At 65.2% G+C, this 20,676-nt stretch carries 18 protein-coding genes, 1 tRNA gene and 1 pseudogene; 12 read left to right on the top strand and 8 right to left on the bottom strand.

What is annotated here, in order from left to right; genetic code table 11:
• Nucleotides 1–174 precede the first annotated feature (174 nt).
• The gene (cmk, locus tag GTK01_RS09495; protein ID WP_252925642.1) at nt 175–816 is read right to left on the bottom strand and encodes a (d)CMP kinase; all 642 of its coding nucleotides are present in this window, start codon (nt 814–816) and stop codon (nt 175–177) included.
• Nucleotides 813–2,153 carry a 3-phosphoshikimate 1-carboxyvinyltransferase gene (aroA, locus tag GTK01_RS09490; RefSeq protein WP_252925641.1) on the bottom strand — a complete coding sequence of 447 codons (1,341 nt, stop codon included), beginning with the start codon at nt 2,151–2,153 and terminating at the stop codon, nt 813–815. The genes cmk and aroA overlap by 4 nt, the downstream gene beginning before the upstream one ends.
• 269 nt (nt 2,154–2,422) lie before the next feature.
• On the opposite strand from aroA, the gene GTK01_RS09485 reads away from it, so the two are divergent.
• From GTK01_RS09485 to GTK01_RS09470, 4 genes are all read left to right on the top strand, one after another.
• The gene (locus tag GTK01_RS09485) at nt 2,423–2,812 is read left to right on the top strand and encodes a TIGR02300 family protein (RefSeq protein ID WP_252925640.1); all 390 of its coding nucleotides are present in this window, start codon (nt 2,423–2,425) and stop codon (nt 2,810–2,812) included.
• Between the two features lie 103 nt (nt 2,813–2,915).
• A tRNA-Ala gene (locus tag GTK01_RS09480) sits at nt 2,916–2,991 on the top strand.
• Between the two features lie 202 nt (nt 2,992–3,193).
• A complete protein-coding gene (locus GTK01_RS21070) occupies nt 3,194–4,501 on the top strand; it encodes a phosphatase PAP2 family protein (protein WP_252925639.1) in 1,308 nt (435 codons plus the stop codon).
• 1 nt (nt 4,502) lies between these two features.
• Nucleotides 4,503–6,092 carry a CRTAC1 family protein gene (locus tag GTK01_RS09470; protein WP_252925638.1) on the top strand — a complete coding sequence of 530 codons (1,590 nt, stop codon included), beginning with the start codon at nt 4,503–4,505 and terminating at the stop codon, nt 6,090–6,092.
• Here the strand turns inward: GTK01_RS09470 and GTK01_RS09465 are convergent.
• Both GTK01_RS09465 and araD read right to left on the bottom strand, forming a co-directional pair.
• The gene (locus tag GTK01_RS09465) at nt 6,079–6,795 is read right to left on the bottom strand and encodes a ribonuclease activity regulator RraA (RefSeq protein WP_252925637.1); all 717 of its coding nucleotides are present in this window, start codon (nt 6,793–6,795) and stop codon (nt 6,079–6,081) included. The genes GTK01_RS09470 and GTK01_RS09465 overlap by 14 nt on opposite strands.
• A gap of 10 nt (nt 6,796–6,805) precedes the next feature.
• Nucleotides 6,806–8,539: an L-arabinonate dehydratase gene (gene araD / locus GTK01_RS09460; RefSeq protein ID WP_252925636.1), complete on the bottom strand. Its 1,734-nt coding sequence runs from the start codon at nt 8,537–8,539 to the stop codon at nt 6,806–6,808.
• Nucleotides 8,540–8,713: 174 nt separating this feature from the next.
• Here araD and GTK01_RS09455 point away from each other — a divergent pair, with 174 nt between their 5' ends.
• The 3 genes from GTK01_RS09455 (at nt 8,714) to GTK01_RS09445 (ending at nt 12,844) form a co-directional block, all read left to right on the top strand.
• The gene (locus GTK01_RS09455; RefSeq protein WP_252925635.1) at nt 8,714–9,787 is read left to right on the top strand and encodes an Ldh family oxidoreductase; all 1,074 of its coding nucleotides are present in this window, start codon (nt 8,714–8,716) and stop codon (nt 9,785–9,787) included.
• Between the two features lie 57 nt (nt 9,788–9,844).
• Nucleotides 9,845–10,789: a TAXI family TRAP transporter solute-binding subunit gene (locus tag GTK01_RS09450; RefSeq protein ID WP_252925634.1), complete on the top strand. Its 945-nt coding sequence runs from the start codon at nt 9,845–9,847 to the stop codon at nt 10,787–10,789.
• 87 nt (nt 10,790–10,876) lie between these two features.
• Nucleotides 10,877–12,844 carry a TRAP transporter permease gene (locus GTK01_RS09445; RefSeq protein WP_252925633.1) on the top strand — a complete coding sequence of 656 codons (1,968 nt, stop codon included), beginning with the start codon at nt 10,877–10,879 and terminating at the stop codon, nt 12,842–12,844.
• A 27-nt stretch (nt 12,845–12,871) separates the two neighbouring features.
• On the opposite strand, the gene GTK01_RS09440 is transcribed toward GTK01_RS09445, so the two are convergent.
• The 3 genes from GTK01_RS09440 to GTK01_RS09430 form a co-directional block, all read right to left on the bottom strand.
• On the bottom strand, nt 12,872–13,573 hold the full coding sequence (locus GTK01_RS09440) for a FadR/GntR family transcriptional regulator (protein WP_252925632.1): 702 nt from the start codon (nt 13,571–13,573) through the stop codon (nt 12,872–12,874).
• 79 nt (nt 13,574–13,652) lie between these two features.
• Complete coding sequence (locus GTK01_RS09435; protein ID WP_252925631.1) at nt 13,653–14,288, bottom strand: glutathione S-transferase family protein; 636 nt, start codon at nt 14,286–14,288, stop codon at nt 13,653–13,655.
• Between the two features lie 31 nt (nt 14,289–14,319).
• Nucleotides 14,320–15,075: an HpcH/HpaI aldolase/citrate lyase family protein gene (locus GTK01_RS09430; protein WP_252925812.1), complete on the bottom strand. Its 756-nt coding sequence runs from the start codon at nt 15,073–15,075 to the stop codon at nt 14,320–14,322.
• Nucleotides 15,076–15,180: 105 nt separating this feature from the next.
• On the opposite strand from GTK01_RS09430, the gene GTK01_RS09425 reads away from it, so the two are divergent.
• The 5 genes and pseudogenes from GTK01_RS09425 to GTK01_RS09400 all read left to right on the top strand — a co-directional run.
• A complete protein-coding gene (locus GTK01_RS09425) occupies nt 15,181–15,939 on the top strand; it encodes an SDR family oxidoreductase (protein ID WP_252925630.1) in 759 nt (252 codons plus the stop codon).
• Nucleotides 15,940–15,941: 2 nt separating this feature from the next.
• The gene (locus tag GTK01_RS09420) at nt 15,942–17,336 is read left to right on the top strand and encodes a M20 family metallopeptidase (RefSeq protein WP_252925629.1); all 1,395 of its coding nucleotides are present in this window, start codon (nt 15,942–15,944) and stop codon (nt 17,334–17,336) included.
• 151 nt (nt 17,337–17,487) lie between these two features.
• Nucleotides 17,488–17,847 carry a septal ring lytic transglycosylase RlpA family protein gene (locus GTK01_RS09415; protein ID WP_252925628.1) on the top strand — a complete coding sequence of 120 codons (360 nt, stop codon included), beginning with the start codon at nt 17,488–17,490 and terminating at the stop codon, nt 17,845–17,847.
• 405 nt (nt 17,848–18,252) lie between these two features.
• Nucleotides 18,253–19,194, top strand: coding sequence for a glutathione synthase (gene gshB / locus GTK01_RS09405; RefSeq protein WP_252925627.1), 942 nt, complete (start codon nt 18,253–18,255; stop codon nt 19,192–19,194).
• 117 nt (nt 19,195–19,311) lie between these two features.
• Nucleotides 19,312–19,998 (top strand): annotated as a pseudogene (locus GTK01_RS09400) (magnesium chelatase domain-containing protein); the annotation flags it as partial.
• Here GTK01_RS09400 and GTK01_RS09395 read toward each other — a convergent pair.
• Entirely contained in the window at nt 19,982–20,221 is a 240-nt protein-coding gene (locus tag GTK01_RS09395; RefSeq protein ID WP_252925625.1) for a hypothetical protein, read from the bottom strand. The pseudogene GTK01_RS09400 and the gene GTK01_RS09395 sit on opposite strands and share 17 nt — an antisense overlap.
• Nucleotides 20,222–20,676 lie beyond the last annotated feature (455 nt).

Genomic DNA, 20,676 nt, shown 5'->3' with positions numbered 1-20,676 from the left:
GCATGGCCTCGAGCGGCGCCGGGGTTGGTGTTGATCTGGGCCCGTGTCGCATCGATCCCTGAGGATCGAAAAGTCGGCGCTGGATGCGACGGGGCCGATTTCGTTTCGAAAAGCTGAATGCCCGCGATCGCAACCGTTTTTGGGGCGCGAGGCAGGCCGTCCGCTCTTCAGGACTTAGGTCCGGGTGGCGAGCCGATCGTCGATCAGGGATTTCGCCGCCTGGAAGGCCGCTTCTATATCCATTTCCGTCGTGTCGAGCAAGTGCGCGTCGTCGGCCGGCTTCAGCGGCGAGTCCGTGCGCCCCATGTCGCGCGCGTCGCGGCGGGCGATATCGGCCAGAACGTCATCGTAGGAGACCTCCGGCGCATCCTGGTGGCGACGCAGCGCGCGCGCCTCTGGCGATGCGGTCACGTAAAGCTTCACGTCGGCCTCGGGGCAGACGACCGTGCCGATGTCGCGCCCGTCAAGGACGGCGCCGGGGGGCGTCGAGGCGAAGGTGCGCTGCTTTTCGACGAGCACGCGGCGCACCGCCGGCATGACCGCAACACGAGAGGCGGCCTCGCCGACGCCGTATTCGGACAGGCGGTCGCGGTCGAGCGCGCCGAGGTCGAGCGCCTCTGCAACCTGCTCGGCAAGGCGCTCATCGTCGAGCGACAGATCCTCGATGAGAAGCGCGTGGGCGACCGCACGGTAGGTCAGCCCGGTATCGAGATGCGGCAGGCCGTAATGATCGGCGAGGCGGCGCGCGAGCGTGCCCTTGCCCGAGGCGGCAGGGCCGTCGATGGCGATGACCAGCATGTCACCGGCCCCGATCATTCGATTTCCGCGCCCAGCGACGCCATCAGGTCCATGAATTCGGGGAAGCTCGTCGCGATCATCGCACGGTCGTCGACGGTCACGGGCTTTTCGGCCGCGAGCCCCATGACGAGGAAGGCCATGGCGATGCGGTGGTCGAGATGGGTGCTGACGATGCCGCCGCCGAGGCCCTTGCCGCCCGGTCGCCCCGTGACGCGCAGGAATTCGTGGCCCTCCACGCAGGTCACGCCATTGACCTTCAGCCCGTCGGCAGTCGCGGTCAGCCGGTCGCTTTCCTTGACGCGCAGTTCCTCCACGCCCTCCATCACCGTCTCGCCTTCGGCAAAGGACGCAGCCACGGCGAGAACGGGGTATTCGTCGATCATGAAGGGGGCGCGCGACGGCGGGACGGTTACGCCCTTCAACTCGGAATGACGTACGCGCAGGTCCGCGACGTCCTCGCCGCCGGCATCGCGGCGGTTAAGGAGCTCGATCGAGGCGCCCATTTCGAGCAGCGTTTCGATCAGCCCGGTGCGCGTCGGGTTGATCAGGACGTTCTCGATGGTGATGTCGGAACCCGGCACGATCAGCGCCGCCACCAGCGGGAAGGCTGCGGAGGACGGATCGCCCGGCACCGCGATCGTGCGACCGGTGAGCTTGCCCTCGCCGACGAGGCGGATGTGGCGGACGCCCGTCGCATCGGTCTCGACCTCGAGTTCGGCGCCGAAACCCTTCAGCATCTTCTCGGTGTGGTCACGGGTCATGATCGGCTCGACGACCGTGGTGATGCCCGGCGTATTGAGGCCGGCGAGAAGCACGGCGGATTTGACCTGCGCAGACGCCATCGGGACGCGATAGGTGATCGGCGCTGCGCGCCGGGGCCCGCGAAGCGTCAGCGGCATGCGGTCGCCCTCGGCCGAGGATAGGATTTGCGTGCCGAACTCGCGAAGCGGATCGAGCACACGCTTCATGGGGCGCTTGGACAGGCTGTCATCGCCGATGAAGGTGGTTTCCATGTCATAGGTGCCGACGAGGCCCATGGTGAGCCGCGAGCCGGTGCCGGCATTGCCGAAATCGAGCGGGGTCTCGGCTTCGAGAAGCGCGCCGTTGCCCGTTCCCTGGACGATCCATTCGCCGCCGGTCCTCACGATCACGGCACCCATGGCCTTCATCGCCTCGCCGGTGCGCAGCACGTCCTCGCCTTCCAGAAGGCCGGTGATGCGTGTCTCGCCGGCCGCCAGGCCGCCGAACATCAAGGAGCGGTGAGATATGGACTTGTCGCCGGGCACGCGCACCGTTCCGGCAAGCGGATGGCCTGCGCGGGCGGTCGCTGGGCTGGGCTGGCTTGATGCGGACATTCGTAGCTCATCGGAACAGGCGCGCGGGCGCGGGACATACGGGATGGCGGCTTCCTAACACGCGTTTTCGTGCTGGTCATCCCTGCCCGCCATTCGTGCTCGCCCTGGGCGCGCGGCTAAGGCGATCACCCGTTGACATAGGCTTTGACAGTCGGTCATTCAGTGTTTATGGGGACCGCACTTTTCATCCGAACGCGACCGCCTTGCCTGTCCCGTCGACCGGGACCATGCGGGCGGCGTCGAAGCCCGAAGACACGATGAGGCTCACCGTGGCTAAACCCGAACTTGGCACCAAGCGCATCTGCCCCGAGACGGGCCGTAAGTTCTACGACCTGAACAAGGACCCGGTCGTCTCGCCCTATACCGGACAGTCCTATCCCCGATCCTATTTCGAGAGCGGCTCGCCGATCGAGGAAGAGGAAGAGGTCGAAGAGAAGGAAGTCGAAGAGGTCGAGGAGGGCGACGCCGACACGGTTTCGCTCGAGGAAGCCGACGAGGAAACCAAGGCCGGCTCGGGCGGTCCCGACGTCGACGACAGTGACGACGATGTCGATCTGGACGACGATGACGACGACACGTTCCTGGCCGACGACGAAGACGAGGACGATGACGGCCTCGACGACATAATCGGCGTCGGCGACGACGACGAAGACCACTGACGTCAGGTCGCCTGCCCGAAGCACTGTTTCCCGCGCTTTTGGGCTTGCAATCGATCCGAGGCGGCGCTAGAAGCCGCCTCGCACCGGCAGATACCGCCGGTTCGGGGCCATAGCTCAGCTGGGAGAGCGCCTGCATGGCATGCAGGAGGTCAGCGGTTCGATCCCGCTTGGCTCCACCAATTTCCTATCGCACGACAAGTTTACTGCGCTTACGCCTCCGATGGTGCGAGCGAAAGCTCGGGCCGCAGTCGTGGCCCTGGTCGATGCGAACCCTTTGCAGCTTCGTTCTCGTCACCGATGGCCATCGCAGACCGCTTGCGGGCGATCAGGCCTCCAGCTTACTGTTCACGACATGCCCCAGCATCGCCGAGCGAGGCCCGCGTGAACAGTATTCGATCCCTTCTGGCCGTTCTCTTTCTGCTCGCGTCATCGGCGCCAGGCGCGGCTGCGCAGGAGCGGCCAGGCCCCGATCAGGTCCTGCACAACTGGTATCGCATGGTGCTGGAACTCGTGCGCCATACGCCGACCTATTCGCCGCCGGTCGCCAGCCGCGCCTTCGCCTATCTCGGCGTGACCGCCTATGAGGCCTCGGCGGGCGGCATGGGCCTCGCCTCGCTGGCCGGCCAACTGAACGGTCTTGCGCCCGCGCCTGCCCGCGACGCCGACGCGATCTACGACGAGGCGGTCGTCATGCAGGCGGCGATGGCCTTCGGCGTGCGCAATTTCTTCGGCAACACCGGACCGACCGGCCAGCGTGCGATGAAGGCGATGGAGGCGCAGCTTTCGCAGATCACCACGGCCGGCCGGCCCGAAGACGTCGCCGCGCGCAGCATGGCGTTCGGCGAGGCGGTGGGTGCGCACATTCTCCACTGGTCGAAGGAAGACGGCGGCGCGGTCGTCGAGAATATGGGTTTTCCGTTCAACCACACGCCGAGTGACGGGCCTGGCGCATGGGCGCCGACGAGCCTCGTTGCGCAGCAGCAGGCGCCGCTCTTGCCCGAATGGGGCGACAACCGGACGTTCGCCATGCCGACCGGCGCGTCGTGCCCCCTGCCCCCACCGCCGGCCTACAGCGAGGAAGCCGGCTCCGATTTCCATACCGAGGCGATGGAAGTCTACGAGACGTCGAAGGATTTGACGCCCGAACAGACAGCGATCGCGCGGTTCTGGTCGGACGACCCGATGCTCTCGCCGACGCCGCCCGGCCACTGGATTTCCATCGCAATGGAGATCCTGCAGGAGCGCGGTGCCGACAGTGCTGAACGCGTGGACCTCCTCGCACGCCTCGGCATTGCAATGGCCGATGCCTTTATCGGCTGCTGGCATGCGAAATACGAGTTCGACCTCATCCGGCCCGTCACTTATATCCGCCGTCTGATCGAGCCCGAATGGCAACCGATCCTGATCACGCCACCCTTCCCGGAATATCCGAGCGGACACTCGACGCAGTCGGGCGCGGCCGCGGCGGTGCTGACGGCGCATTTTGGCGAAGGGTTCGCTTTCGACGACGCAACGCATGTCGACGAAGGGCTTGGCGTACGATCTTATCCGGACTTTGAGGCCGCGGCGGAGGAAGCGGCCATGTCGCGGCTTTATGGCGGCATCCACTTTCGCGCCGCGATCAAGCGCGGGCTCGAGCAAGGCTATTGCATAGGCGCCCATGCGACCGCGCTGAAGACGGTGAACTAGAATGCGTCGCGCAATCATTGCCGTGGCAGCCGTGACGCTGATCGCTCCGGGCGCATATGCGCAGGCGATCCCGACATTTGTCGAAGAGACTGACATTTCCGGCGTCGACAGCGTGTTCGAAGGCGAGTGGGAATACATGGTCGGCGGCGGTGTCGCCGTCCTTGACTGCAGCGGCGACGGCCTTGCCGACATGCTGCTGGCCGGAGGCTCGGCGCCGGCAAAATTCTATCGGAATGTCGGCGCGGTGGGCGGCGAACTGCGTTTCGAGGCGGTGGAAAGCGGAGCGGAGTTCGACAAGATCGTCGGCGCCTATCCCCTCGACATCGACGGCGACGGCATTACCGATATCGTCCTGCTGCGCGTCGGCGAAAACATCGTCCTGCGCGGGCTTGGCGAATGCCGCTTCGAGCGGGCAAATGACGATTGGGGCTTCGATGGCGGCGATGCCTGGTCGACCGCCTTCGCCGCGACCTGGGAAAAGGGCGCGGCCTTTCCAACGCTCGCCATCGGGAACTATGTCGACCGCAACGAGCAGATGTTTCCCTGGGGGTCGTGCACCGCAAACTGGCTGCACCGTCCGGCAGGACAAGAGCGCCGCTTCGCGCAGCCTGTGCCGCTGACGCCCAGCCATTGCGCACTTTCCATGCTGTTCACCGACTGGAACCGCTCGGGTACGCCAAGCCTGCGGGTCTCGAACGACCGCGAATATTACAAGGGCGGGCAGGAACAACTCTGGCATGTTCGGCCGGGCGAGGCGCCGGCGCTCTACACGGCCGAGGAAGGCTGGCAGCGGCTGCGTATCTGGGGCATGGGGATCGCCTCGTACGATCTCGGCTTTGACGGCTATCCGGACTATTTCCTGACCAGCATGGCCGACAACAAGCTGCAACGGCTCGTCGCGCCGGAAGCGGGCGATTTGCTGCCGCGATATGACGACATTGCCTTTGCCAAGGGCGTGACGGCACACCGGCCCTATGTCGGTGGTGAAATCCAGCCGAGCACGGCTTGGCACGCGCAGTTCGAGGACGTCAACAATGACGGGCTGGTCGACCTTTTCGTTGCCAAGGGCAATGTATGGGAGATGCCGGACTTCGCACGGAAGGACCCGAACAACCTCCTGATCCAGAAGCCCGACGGCACATTCGTCGAGACAGGCGATATTGCGGGCGTCGCAAGCTTGCTGACCGGGCGCGGCGCGGCGATCGCCGATTTCAATCTCGACGGGCTGCTCGATCTCGTCGTCGTCAACAGGCACGACAAGGCGCAGGTCTGGCGAAATGCGAGCAAGGATGCCGGAGGCTGGGTGCAGGTGAAGCTTGCTCAGGACGGGCCGAACCGCGACGCAGTCGGCGCGTGGATCGAGGTCAAGCGCGGCGACGTCACGATGCGCCGGGAAGCGCCGTCCGGCGGCGGCCATGTCAGCGGCCAGTCCGGCTGGTGGCACTTTGGCCTTGGCGATCTGGATGAGACCGAAATCCGCGTCATCTGGCCGGACGGCACGGAAGGCGACTGGGCACGCGTGGCGGCGGACGGGTTCTACGTGCTGGCGCGCGATGACCAGCCGCGCGCGTGGGAGCCTAGCGGCCGTTGACTTTCCGCCAGGCCGCGAAGTCGGTCAGCGTATTTTCGTCGGTCGCCGGATAGAGGCCGAGGATCGAGCGGCCCTTTTTCACCTCTTCCGTGACGAAATCCTCGAAGGCGGTCATCTCGACCGCCTCGGCCGCAAGTTCGTCGGCGAGATGAGCGGGAATCACGACCACTCCGTCGCCGTCGCCGACGACAATGTCGCCGGGAAAGACCGGGGTGTCGCCGCAGCCGATCGGCACGTCGATGTCGATCGCCTGGTGCAGCGTCAGGTTCGTCGGAGCGGAGGGACGGTTGTGATAGGCGGGGATGTCCAGGCCGGCGATCTCGGGCGAATCGCGAAACCCGCCATCGGTGACGATGCCGGCCACGCCCCGCACCATGAGGCGCGTGACCAAGATGCCACCGGCGGACGCGGCGCGCGGGTCCTTGCGGCTGTCGATGACCATCACGGCGCCGGGCGGGCAGTCTTCGATCGCCTTGCGCTGGGGATGGGCGCGATCGCGAAAGACCTCAAGCCGGTTCAGATCCTCGCGCGCGGGCATGTAGCGCAAGGTGAAGGCCTCGCCGACCATTGTCGGCTTGGAGGGATCGAGCGGGCGCACGTCCTGTATGAACTGGTTGCGCAGGCCCCGCTTGTAGAGCGCGGTGCACAGCGTCGCCGTCGAGACGGTCCTGAGTTTGTCGCGGGTTTCAGCCGACAGGGCCATGCACTGCTCCTCAGTAGATCGCGGGCTCGTCCACCGGACGGCCGAATTCGGTTTCAAGGAAGTCGAAATCGCAGCCTTCGTGGGCCTGGCGGATGTGGCGGGAGAACATCCAGCCATAGCCTCGCTCATAACGCGGCTCGGGCGCGGTCCATGCGGCCTTGCGCGCCGACAGTTCCGCGTCGCTGACTTCCAGCCGGATCGAACGGGCAGGAATGTCGAGGCTGATCAGGTCGCCGGTTCTGACCAGCGAGAGGGGGCCGCCGACGAAGGATTCAGGGGAGACGTGCAGGATGCAGGCGCCATAGCTCGTGCCGCTCATCCGCGCGTCGGAAATGCGCACCATGTCGCGCACGCCTTGTCGCACCAGCTTTTTCGGGATCGGCAACATGCCCCATTCGGGCATGCCGGGACCGCCGAGCGGTCCCGCATTCCGCAAGATCAGGACATGGTCGGCGGTGACGTCGAGATCGTCGCGATCGATCACCGCCTTCATCGAGGGGTAGTCGTCGAAGACGAGCGCGGGACCGGTGTGGCGCTGGAAGCGCGGCTCGCAGGCGCTGGGCTTGATGACGCAGCCTTCCGGCGCGAGATTGCCCTTCAGCACGGCGAGCGCGCCTTCGCTGTAAATCGGATTGGCGAGCGGGCGGATGACATCCGCGTCGTGAACCTCCGCTCCGGAGATATTCTCGCCGAGCGTGCGGCCGGTGACGGTGATGCAATCGGCGTCGAGGTGATCGCCGAGCGTGGCCATCATCGCCGGCATGCCGCCGGCATAGAAGAAGTCCTCCATCAGATATGTTTCGCCGCTCGGACGGATATTGGCGATGACCGGAACCGTTCGGCTGGCGCGGTCGAAATCGTCGAGGCCGATATCGGCGCCGGCACGGCGCGCCATCGCGATCAGATGGATGATGGCGTTGGTGGAACAGCCCATTGCCATGGCGACCGCAATGCCGTTCTGGAAGGCCTCCCGCGTCTGGATGCCGGAGGGCTTCAAATCTTCCCAGACCATCTCGACGGCGCGGCGGCCGGAAGCGGACGCCATGCGGATATGGTTGGAATCGGCAGCGGGGATGGAGGACGCGCCGGGCAGCGTCATGCCGATCGCCTCGACGATGCCGGTCATGGTCGATGCGGTACCCATGGTCATGCAGGTGCCGTAGGAGCGTGCGATACCGCCTTCCAGCCCCTGCCAGTCGGCATCGGTGATGTTGCCGGCACGGCGCTCGTCCCAGTATTTCCAGGCGTCGGAGCCCGAGCCGAGGACGCGGCCCTTCCAGTTGCCGCGCAGCATCGGGCCGGCAGGCACGAAGATTGCGGGGATGTTCGCACTCGTCGCGCCCAGAAGCAGCGCGGGCGTGGTCTTGTCGCAACCTCCCATCAGCACGACCCCATCGAGCGGGTGCGAACGGATCAGTTCCTCGACATCCATGGCGAGCAGGTTGCGGTAAAGCATCGTCGTCGGCTTGACGTTGCTCTCCGACAGGGACAGCGCCGGAAGCTCGACCGGGAAGCCGCCGGCCTGCAGCACGCCGCGCTTGACGTCGTCTGCGCGCTGGCGGAAGTGGGCATGGCAGGGGTTCAGGTCCGACCAGGTGTTGATGATGCCGATGACCGGCCGGCCGGCCATCTCTTCGTTCGCATAGCCCATCTGCATCATGCGCGAACGATGGCCGAAACTGCGCAGGTCGTCCGGAGCGAACCAGCGCGCGCTGCGCAGCTCAGCCGGCTTCTTCTTGTTCATCAATACCCGCCTCCCGGAATGAATATCGCGGCCTCTCCCAACCGCGCCGCATGATTGCGGCATTGTGCAGGGCTGTAAAGTGTATTGACAACTGGGCGGCCTTCATGGTGCGCTCCCGATCCGAGCGACAACCCCGCCGGCACCGACCCGGGGGACGCATCTGGGAGGAACAGCGTGACGCAAACGGGGCTCAGAATCCCCCCGGCGATCTGGCGCGGCCAGGCGGCGGACATCCTGTCGGCCTGGGGGCTGCCCCCCGATCACGCCGCCACGACGGCCGATGTGCTCACCGAGGCCGACCTGATGGGGATCGAATCGCACGGCCTGGCGATGCTGTCCCTTTATGAGCGACAGATTCAAGAAGGCGGCGCCAATCCGCAACCGGAGATTCGCATCGTTCACGACCACGCGGCCGTCGCGCTGATCGACGCCGATGGCGGGTTCGGCCAGACGCCGTCGATGCTGGCTACGCAGATGGCCGGCGAACGGGCGGAGACGTTCGGTATCGCGGCCGTCGCGATCCGCAATTCCAACCACTACGGCGCGGCGGGCATCTATGCGCGACGCCTGGCAGAACGGGGGCTCATCGGGTGGTCGACCTCGTCGGTCTGGCGCTCCGCGATCGTGCCGACCGGCGGAGTTGAGCCACGGCTCGGCACCAATCCGATCGCCTTTGCGGCGCCCTGTGCCGGACAGCGCCCGTTCCTGCTCGACATGGCGACGTCCACGGCGGCAATCGGCAAGTTGAAGCTCGCGGAACGCGCCGAAAAATCCATTCCAGCCGGATGGGCGCTCGACCGGCAGGGCCGGCCGCAGCTCGACCCAGCAGCGGCGCTTCTCGACACGCTGCTTGTGCCGCTCGGAGGCCACAAGGGCTACGGGCTGGCGACGATGGTCGAGATTCTTTCCAGTACGCTGTCGGGCGCGGCGATGACGCCGCTGCGCGGCACGCCCGCCGGGCGGCACGATGTCGGCCATTTCGTCATGGCGATCGACCCAGCGCTCTTGCGTGGCTCGCGCAAGGCCTTCGAAGACGACATGGCGCAAATGATGGACGCCTTGCGCGCAACGCCGTGCTTTGACGAGTCCGTGCCGGTGATGGTGGCGGGCGACCCCGAATATCGCCGCGAGGACGAGCGCAAGGCGCAGGGCATTCCGCTGCCCGCCAAGCTCGGGCGACAGCTCCGCGACGTCTGCGAGCGCGCCGGCGTGCCGTTTGTCTTCGAGGAGGAGGCGGTGCCCGGCTGAAGATTCCGGGCGCATCAATCGAGAATTCGACAGGTCCAACAGGGAGGAAGACCGACGATGAAAACTCAAATGCTCACAGCACTGACCGTGATCGCCGTTGCGGCGATTGCCGTACCGGCGCAGGCCCAGCAATTGCGGTTGATGACAGGGCCGCAGGGCGGCGCCTGGTATCCGCTCGGCGGAGCCATGCAAGCCATGGCGAGCGATGCCGGCATCGCGCAAATTCAGGTCCTGCCCGGTGGCGGCATCGCCAATGTGCAGGGCGTCCAGAACGGCGACGCAGACATCGGCTTCGGCAATTCGATCTCGACCGTCGACGCGATCGAGGGTCGCGAGCCGTTCGAGGCGGAAGCCGACAATGTGTGCAACGTCGCGACGCTCTACCCGCAATATTTCCAGATGGTCGCTTCGAAGGCGAGCGGCATCGAGACCGTCGAGGATTTCGCCGGTAAACGGCTCAACACGCAACCCGTCGGCAACACGGCAGAGCAGGTCGTGCGGGCCGTGCTCGAGACGGCCGGTTTGTCCTATGACGACCTGTCCGCCGTCGACTTCGTTTCCTACTCCGATGGCGTCGCGCTGGTGCAGGACAACAACTCCGACATCCTGGCGCTGGGAACCACCATTCCGTCCTCGGCGGTGATGGATCTGGCAAACAGCGCGGACCTGACCGTCGTGCCGCTCGATGACGCCTTCATCGAAAAGATGCGGACCGAGATCAACCCCGGCTACACCGGCCTGACCATACCCGGCGGCACGTATCCGGGACAGGACGAAGACGTGACGGCGGTCGGCTACGCGACCCACATCGTCGCGCGCTGCGACCTCGAGGCCGAGATCGTCGAGGGATTGCTCACGCAGATGTGGGAAAACCGCGAGGACCTAGCCGCGATCGCCGCTGTGATGAGTGACCTGTCGCTCGAACAGATGGCGCAGGACATCGGCGTGCCCATGCATGAGGGCGCAACGGCCTTCTACGAAGTGAACGGCGTCGCGCAGTAGGGCAGTTTCGGGCGGGCATGGCCGAGCCATGCCCGCCCGCTTGCGTTTAGCCTTGGCCGCAAGGCAGATGACACCGAGGAGGGTGGCATGTCCCGCTACGAAGTTCTGATGAAGAAGCTCGTGACGTTCGTAGCCGTGACGATGAGCCTTTTTCATCTCTACATCGCCTGGGCAGGGCCGCCCAACGCGTTCACCTTGCGCGCGACCCATTTCGGCTTCGCGCTCGTCCTTGCCTATCTGACGCTTCCGCTGTTCAGCCGGCGGGGGGCAAAGGCACCCGGACCTTTCGACTGGCTGTTCGTGGCCGGCGCGGTCGTCGCCTGCGCCTATCCGATCTTCTACCAGCAGTATTTCAACACCCGCATGGCCTATGTCGGCCCGGTCTCGACCAGCGACCAGGCGATGGCGATCCTGATGATCCTCGTCGTTCTGGAAGCGGCGCGGCGCGCGATGGGTCCCATCCTGGCAGTGACGGCGCTCCTTTTCCTCGGCTACCAGATCTTCTTCACCAACACGCGCTTTCTGCGGCTGCTCGAATACCAATACATGACGACCGACGCGCTGTTCGGAATCCCCGCGCAGGTGTCGGCGACCTATGTCGTTCTGTTCGTCATCTTCGGCGCGCTCGCCGAGCGGATGGGCATCGGCAAGCTGTTCACCGATTTCGCGCTGGCGCTGACCGGCCACACGGCGGGCGGCCCGGCAAAAGTGGCGGTGGTGACGTCCGGCCTGTTCGGCTCGGTCTCGGGGTCGGCGGTGGCCAATGTGATGACCACCGGCACCTTCACCATTCCGCTGATGAAGCGGATCGGCTATCCGAAGGCGTTTTCGGGCGCCGTCGAGGCGGTGGCATCGACCGGCGGGCAGATCATGCCGCCGATCATGGGAGCCGCCGCCTTCGTGATGGCCGAATTCATGGGCGTCAGCTATCTGACGATCGCCTCCTACGCCCTTTTGCCGGCCTTCCTCTACTACCTCGCCGTTTTCCTCGCCGTCCATTTCGAGGCGAAAAAGCAGGGGCTCAAGGGCCTGCCCAGGGCCGATCTTCCGCGCGTGTGGGAAGTGCTGAGCGAACGCGGCCACCTTTTCCTGCCGCTGGTGCTCATCATCGGCGCGCTCATGATGGGACGCTCGGCGCAGTTCTCGGCCCTGGTGGGCATTCTCTCCGTCGTGCCGGTCGTCCTGATGCGCAAGACGACGCGCGCCGAGTTCTCGATCGCCAAGCTGATCGACGGGCTCGAGGCCGGCGCCATCAACGCCGTCATCGTGGCGCTCGCCTGCGCGGCGGCAGGCATCGTCATCGGCGTCATCGCGCAGACCGGGCTCGGACTGACCTTCACCGGCATCGTCCGCGCCGCGGCGCAGAACATGCTGCTGCCGGCCCTGCTCCTGACCATGGTGGCGGGTATCATCCTGGGCATGGGCATGCCGACGACGCCGGCCTACATCGTCCAGGTCGCGCTTCTGGTGCCCGCCCTGGTGCGTCTTGGTGTGCCGGTCGAGGCGGCGCACATGTTCGTCTTCTACTTCGCCATCCTGTCGGCGATCACGCCGCCTGTCGCCATCGCGGTCTATGCGGCAGCGGGATTAAGTCGCGGCGGCATCTGGGAGACGAGCTGGGAGGCGGTGAAGTTGGGCCTCACCGGCTACATCATCCCGTTCATGTTCGTCTTCGGGCCGGCGTTGCTGATGATCGGCGAATGGCAGGACATCGTGCTCGCCGCGATCTCGGCCACGATCGGCGTGACCCTTCTTGCCGGCGCCCTCACCGGATACTTCATCAAGCCGGCGAGTTGGATCACCCGCCTCCTGTTCTTTGCAGCCGCCCTGTCGCTCATCAAGACCGGGTTCGTGACGGATGCGATCGGGCTGGCCCTTGCGGGCGTGGGTACGTTGGTCAACATCAAATGGCCGGCGCCCGAACTGCCGCCGCGCACGCAAAATGCGAGCGCCGGCCCGGTCGAGGCACCGGATCATGCGCCGGTCGAGCCGACCGACATGCTGGAGGTGGAGGCGCACGCAGCGGAGCGGCCGGTCGAAGGAGGGCGCGCCTGAGCGGGCGCGTACCGGGCTCATTTCGCCTCAGGGATGGCGCTGATAGTCGGTCGTTCGGCTGCGCGCCTGGATGAGATGGTAGTGCATCAGGACGCCTGCCCCGGCCCGATCTCGCAAGGAGATGGCGTCGTAGATCTGGCGATGTTCGGCCAGGACCCGCTCGCGCCGTGCCTGTGACCCGGCGCGGCTCAGGCTGACAGCGACGTCAATGCCACCGAGCATCAACTCGCGCATCGATTCCAGAAGCGCAGGGAAAATCTCGTTGCCCGTCGCTTCGGCAACGGCGCGGTGGAAGGCGAAATCCGCGTCGCTGTCGTTGTCGCTGGCCTCAAGCGCGGCAAGCGCGGCGGCGATCGATTCCAGATGCGCTTCGGTCGCGCGCTCGGCGGCCAGCGCCGCGATCTGCGGTTCGAGCGCCATGCGCGCCTCAAATCCGCGTAACAGCCGTGCCACGTCGGAAACGGCGGCGAAATCGGTGAGCCGGGCCGGCGGGCGATGCTTGACAAACGAGCCGGAGCCGCGCCGCGCATAGACGAGCCCGTCGGCCTGAAGCCGCATCAGCGCCTCGCGCACGACCGGGCGCGAAACCTTGAACGCACGGCAGATCTCCGATTCCGACGGCAGGCGGTCGCCCTCCTTCAGGCGACCGAGCATGATCTGTTCGAGAAGCTGGCCGTAAAGATTGTCGGCAAGCTTCTCGCGGCGGGCGGGAGTGATTTCAATCTTCATGGATCGCAACGGCCTTGGGGACAACAGATCCTTATCTGGCATTTGTCTATGCGCTCGCCATCGTCAAGTGGGCACGTCCTTATCCCGGCATCGGAATGTCCTGCGTGAACTTCGGCACGTGATAGCCTTTTTGCACCGCCTCGCGGCGGGCAAGTTCGATATACCAGCGCTTCACATTGGCGAAGTCGTTGAGGTCGACGTCCTGCCATTCGTAGCGTGATACCCACGGCCAGATCGCCATGTCGGCGATCGAATAATCAGGACCGGCGACATGCGCCTCGCGACCAAGCTGCCCGTCGAGCACGCCGTAAAGGCGCCGCACCTCCTTGGCGAAACGCTCCTCGGCGAAGGGCGCCTTGCCGCGATTGAACTTGAGATACTGATGGGCCTGGCCGAGCATCGGCCCAAGGCCGCCCATCTGCCACATCAGCCATTCCAATACCTTCATCCGGGCCTTCGGCTCTGTCGGCAGGAAGCGACCGGTCTTTTCAGCGAGATAGATCAGGATCGCGCCGGATTCGAACACCGACTGCCCTGTTTCCCGGTCGACGATCGCGGGGATCTTGTTGTTGGGGGAGATTTTCAGGAAGTCGGGCGCGAACTGTTCGTCCTTGCCGATATCGACAGAGTGGACCTCGTAGGGCAGCGCCATTTCCTCGAGCGCGATCGAAACCTTGCGTCCGTTCGGCGTCGTCCAGGTGTAGAGATCGATCATCAAATGTCTCCGGATTCGAATGGATTGCGGATCAGGCGAAGCGGGCGCGCAGCGCGTCGCTGCCGCGGGCAAGAAGACCGAGGTCGCTGCCGACGGCAACGAAGAGACAGCCTTCGTCCAGCCAGCGCTTCGCGTCGGCCTCGACAGGCGCGAGGATGCCGGCCACCTTGCCCGCCGCGCGGATGCGACGGATCGCGCCGGAGATCGTCTCCTTTACAGTCTCGTGGCCGGAATTGCCAAGATGGCCGAGATCGGCGGCAAGATCAGACGGGCCGATGAAGATGCCGTCGACGCCGTCCACCGCGGCAATCTCCTCGATGTTGTCGACCGCGGCGCGCGTCTCGATCTGAACGAGTAGGCAAATCTCGTCATTGGCACGGACGAAATAATCCCCAACGCGGCCAAAGCCGTTGGCGCGATTGCTGACGGAGACACCGCGTATGCCGTGCGGAGGATAGCGCATGGCGGCGACGGCGGCTTTTGCCTCCGCTGCATCCTGCACGAAGGGAACGAGCAGGGTCTGCGCGCCGATATCGAGGAAGCGCTTGATGGCGACGGGATCGTTCCAGGCCGGGCGCACGACCGGGCTCGACGGCGCGTGCGCGACCGCCTGCAACTGCGCGTGGACGGCGGGAAGTTCGTTCGGCGCGTGTTCGGTGTCGATCAAGAGCCAATCGAAGCCGGCCTCCGCCAAGGGCTCGATCGCCACGTTGCTGGTCAGGCTGCACCAGAGCCCGATCTGCGGCCGGCCGGCCTTCAGCGCCGCCTTGAACCGGTTTTCCTGCATTGCCACCACATGCGCCTCCACTTCGCTTTCGGCATAGTTATCAGGAAAGTTGACAGATTGCACGATGCACGACCAAATCGCCAGCAACGAAGATCGGGAGGGATCATGAGCGCGACGGACAAGACCGCCATCGTCACCGGAGCGGGAACGGGCATCGGCAAGGCGATCGCCGCAGGACTGGTCGCGGCGGGGTTTCGCGTCGCACTTGCCGGCCGCCGGGCGGACGTGCTGGAAGCTGCAGCGCGCGAGATGAGCGACGATCCGGAGCAAGCGCTCGCTATGCCAACGGATATCGGCGACCCCGCCGCCGTGGCGCGTCTCTTCGATACCGTCGAGGCTCGCTTTGGCCGACTCGACCTGCTCGTCAACAATGCCGGCACCAACACGCCGGCCGTGCCGATCGAGGAATTGAGCTTTGCCCAATGGAATGCGGTCCTGGGCGCGAACCTCACCGGGGCGTTCCTGTGCACGCAGGCCGCATTTCGCATCATGAAACGTCAGAACCCGCGCGGCGGACGCATCCTCAATAACGGATCGCTGTCCGCGACGACGCCGCGGCCGCACTCGGCGCCATATACGGCGACCAAGCACGCCATCACCGGCCTGACCAAGGCGACGGCGCTCGACGGGCGCGAGTTCGGCATCGCATGCGGGCAGTTCGACGTCGGAAATGCCGCAACCGACATGACGCAGCGCATGACCGCAGGCGTGCTGCAGGCCGATGGACGCCGGATGACGGAGCCGCGCATGGATGTGCGGCACGTCGCGGACGCGGTGGTCCACATGGCCAGCCTGCCGCCGGAGGCAAACATCCTGTTTCTCAATGTGATGGCCACGAACATGCCGTTCGTCGGACGAGGGTAGGCATGAGCCGCGAAGACGCCATTTCCCGCGCGCGGTCGCATTTCGACTCCGGGGATTTTCGCGACGTGCTCGCACGGCGCGTCGCCATCCGAACGGAAAGCCAGGAGCCGGCATCGCGCAGCGAACTCGACCGCTATGTCGCCGAGGAAATTCGGCCCGAGCTCGAAGCGCTCGGCTTTTCCTGCCGGATCGCCCGGCATGAGCGCGCGCAGGGGCCGTTCCTGATCGCCGAGCGGATCGAGGACGAGGCGCTGCCAACCGTGCTCGGCTACGGCCATGGCGACGTCACGCGCGGACAGGCGGAGCGCTGGCAGGACGGGCTTTCGCCCTGGACGCTGACCGAACGCGACGGCCGCTGGTACGGGCGCGGAATTGCAGACAACAAGGGCCAGCACACGGTCAACATCGCCGCTCTGCGCGCCGTTCTGGAAGCGCGCGGCAAGCTCGGCTTCAACGCGAAATACCTGATCGAGATGGGCGAGGAAATCGGCTCGCCAGGCTTGCGCGAGCTTTGCACGGCGGAAAAGCAGGTGGTCAGGGCCGATCTGCTGATCGCGTCGGACGGGCCGCGCCTCTCGGTGGATCGACCGACGATTTTCCTCGGCTCGCGCGGCGGCATCTCCTTCGACCTCAGGATCAACGCACGGTCAGGCGCGCATCATTCGGGCAACTGGGGCGGGCTTCTGTCCAACCCCGCCGTCCAGCTCGCCCATGCCATCGCAGCTCTGATCGGGGCGAAGGGGCGCATTCTCGTACCGGAACTGAAACCGGCCGAGGTGCCCGCCAGCGTGCGCGAAGCGCTAGCCGACTGTCCGGTCGTCGACGTTGAGGACGGACCGCAGATCGATCCCGAATGGGGCGAGCCGGGCCTTTCCGCTGCCGAGAAGGTGTTCGGCTGGTGCACGCTCGAAGTCCTTGCCTTCGAGGCGGGCGACCCGCGTGCACCGGTGAATGCTATTCCCGGCCGTGCCTTCGCGCGGCTGCAATTGCGCTTCGTCGTCGGCATCGATGCTGAAGGGGTCGTGCCGGCAGTCAAACGGCATCTCGATAAGGCCGGCTTCGGCCATGTCGAGGTGTCGGCGGCGGACGAGGAGATGTTCCGCGCAACGCGGCTCGACCCTGCCGATCCCTGGGTCCGATTTGCGGCCCGCTCGATCGGGCGGACGACCGGACAACGCCCTGCGATCCTGCCAAATCTCGGGGGATCGCTGCCCAATGACGCCTTTGCCGACATCCTCGGCCTTCGCACGATCTGGGTGCCGCATTCCTATGCCGGATGCTCGCAGCATGCTCCGGACGAACACCTGCCGCCGCGTTTGCTGCGCGAGGGCCTGGAGATGATGGCGGGGCTTTATTGGGACATCGGCTCCGGTGAGACGCCTGCGCTGACGGGCTGACACCGCAACCGGAACATGCAGCGCGGCAGCAGGCCGGGGCCAATGTTTCGCCAGGACTCCAAATGTGTTCGCGCAAGGGTTGTGCGACCGCACCCGTGCCCCATTCGCCTCCTACCCGCCATAATATCTTCAACGGGTATGGACCAAGTACATGACGGCTCGTCTCCTCCGCTTCTGCGGCATCGCGCTGGCAGGCACGATTGCTCTCGGCCTGTCGGCCGGCATCGCCACCGCCCAGTGCGGCAGCGCTTCCTGGTATGCGCTGACCTCCAAGACGGCCTCGGGCGAGCGGATGAACCCGGATGGAATGACGGCGGCGCATCGCAGCCTGCCCTTCGGCACCAAGATCAAGGTGATCAACCAGCGCAACGGCAAGGAAGTCGTCGTGCGCGTCAACGATCGTGGGCCGTTCACAAAAGGACGCGTGCTCGACCTGTCGCGCGGCGCTGCAAACAAGCTCGGCTTCATCAATGCCGGGCACACCAAGATTTGCCTTGAAGATGTCGGCTGAGTCGCGTCGGAAGCGCTTGAGCGCGGCCCGCCTGAGGCCGCCGCGCGAGCGGATCAGATCGGCTGTCGCGAGCGCGGGTTTGGCGCGGCCGTAGAGAGAGCCCTGCCCCATGCGGCAGCCATGGTCAGCCAGGCGTCTGGCCTGCGCCCGCGCCTCGATTCCCTCCGACTCCGCGTCCATGCCAAGGCCGGCGCACATCGCCAGGATCGCCTTGGCGGTGTGTTCTGAAGCGATGGGTCATGATCGCGGCAACGCTGCGCGCGGAAACTGCCATGGAAAGGCTTCCGGAAAGTATGGCCGTCTGGCGATACCAGGCGGGATGCTCGAACGACCGATTGGCAAGGCGGCGCGAAGCGACTAGATCAAGGGCCAGCCCGCACCAAGCGTCCCCGACCGGAGCCTTTCATGAGCCTGAAGATCGCATTCCAGATGGACCACGTCTCGACCGTTTCTATCGCGGGCGACACCACATTCGCGCTGGCACTGGAAGCGCAGCGGCGGGGGCACGAACTCTTCCATTACACGCCCGAGCGTCTTTCCATGCGCAATGGCGATGTGACCGCACGTGTCGAGACGATGCGCGTGGACGACGTCAAGGGCGCGCATTTCACGCTCGGCGAGTTGCAGCGCGTGAACCTTGCCGAAATGGACGTGGTGCTTTTGCGCCAAGATCCGCCGTTTGACATGAACTACATCACGACGACGCATCTTCTCGAGCGCATCCATCCGAAGACGCTGGTCGTCAACGACCCCGCCTGGGTGCGAAACTCGCCGGAGAAGATCTTCGTCACCGAGTTCGCGGACCTGATGCCCGAAACGCTGATCACCAAGGACCCGCAGGAAGTCGCCGATTTCCGTCGCGAGGCCGGCGACATCATCATCAAGCCGCTCTACGGCAATGGCGGCGCGGGCATCTTCCACCTGCACGAGGCCGATCGGAATCTCGCCTCGCTTCTGGAAATGTTCGGCCAGATGTTCCGCGAGCCCTATATCGTTCAGCGCTACCTCAAGGATGTGCGCAAGGGCGACAAGCGCATCATCCTCATCGACGGCGAGCCGGTGGGCGCGATCAACCGCGTGCCGGCCGAGCACGATTCCCGCTCCAACATGCATGTGGGCGGCCGGGCCGAGAAGACCGAACTGACTTCGCGTGAACGCGACATCTGCGCCCGGATCGGGCCCTCGTTGAAGGAGCGCGGCTTCATCCTCGTCGGCATCGACGTGATCGGCGACTACATGACCGAGATCAACGTCACGTCGCCGACCGGCGTGCGCGAGGTCAAGAAGTTCGGCGGGGCTGACATCGCAGCGCTGTTCTGGCATGCGGTGGAAGCCAGGCGGAACTAATGTTCCGCCTCCACAACCAGGGACAACCCGGCTGCAACTTATGCTCCATTTTGTTCGTGTCTTGTTCTTGATTTGATCTGGAAACCATGCTTGTCTTTCCGCAAGGAGAGAAAAGACATGGTTTCACGGGTTCGAACGATCGCGTTTCAAGGCATCGAAACGGTGCCGGTCGACGTCCAGGTGATGGTCGCGCCCGGCAAGATCGGCATGAACATCGTAGGACTTGGTGACAAGGCTGTCGCCGAAAGCCGCGAGCGGGTCCAGGCCGCGCTCCACGCGTCGGGCCTTTCGATGCCGGCAAAGAAGGTCACGATCAATCTGGCACCGGCGGACCTGCCGAAGGAAGGCAGCCATTACGACCTGCCGATCGCGCTGGGACTGATAGCGGCGCTGGGGGCGATCCCGTCCGACGCGCTGGAGGGCTATGTCGTGCTGGGCGAGCTTGCGCTCGATGGCACGATCGCGGCCGTCGCCGGCGTGCTTCCGGCGGCAATCGGGGCCCATGCGCAAGGGCGCGGACTCATCTGCCCCTCCGCCTGCGGTTCGGAGGCAGCATGGGCGGGGGCCGAGATCGACATCCTGGCGCCGCGCAGCCTGATCGCCATGGCAAACCATTTCCGCGGCACGCAGGTGCTCGGCCGGCCCGAGGCGATGATCGATCCGCAGCCTTGCAACCAGCCCGATCTCGCCGACATCAAGGGCCAGGAAAGCGCCAAGCGCGCGCTCGAGGTCGCAGCGGCCGGCGGGCACAATCTGCTCATGTTGAGAACAAAAGACCCCGCACCAATCAGGCAGCGACTGCCGCTTGCGGCGTAACTCCGTCGACCCCGTCCACCACGTCCAACTCCGAGGCGTCCTCAGCCCATTGAGCGCTCTTCGGCTCGGGGGTCGGCGTCACCTCCCGTGCCAGCTTGCCGTCAAGATCGCGATAGATCGTGTAGCGGTTCCCTCGAAAGTCCATGTGGAGCCACTTCAGGTAGGTGCCGAAGGTTTCCAGCTCGAAGCGGTTCGTCTTGATCAGCAGCATTTCGTCAGTCCGTGTAGCGGGAGACAGCCCCCCGGTTGCCTTGACCCGATGCGGGTCGACCTATCCATGTTCCGATTTGTCGACCCGATGCAAGCGGAATATGTTGCAATTACAATGGATTAGCTCCACTTGCGGAGCCGCTCCATATTGGGATCAGTTCCCGTGCAGGACTGTTAACGGCTGGACCGCGACCCGCTCGGCATGGCGACGGTCAAAGGCGACCTCCCAAGCAGCCTCAACGGTGTACCGCTCGTCGGCCTCGTAGGTCACCAGCTGGGCCCCGTTGGTGGACATAGCCTCGCACCCAGCGGGCGACGGGTACCATAGCTGTGATTTTTCGTGGAATGAGGACCCTGTTTAAGGGGTGATTTTCGTCCAAACGGGACCCCTTAACGTGGGGTCATCAAAGTGCCTCCGGTTTCATCGGAGGCATTTGTGTTTTGGATGTTGATTGT

The organism is Aliihoeflea sp. 40Bstr573 (assembly GCF_024105655.1).
Classification (GTDB): Bacteria; Pseudomonadota; Alphaproteobacteria; order Rhizobiales; family Rhizobiaceae; genus Aliihoeflea.
This window is presented reverse-complemented; position numbering and strand designations above follow the sequence as displayed.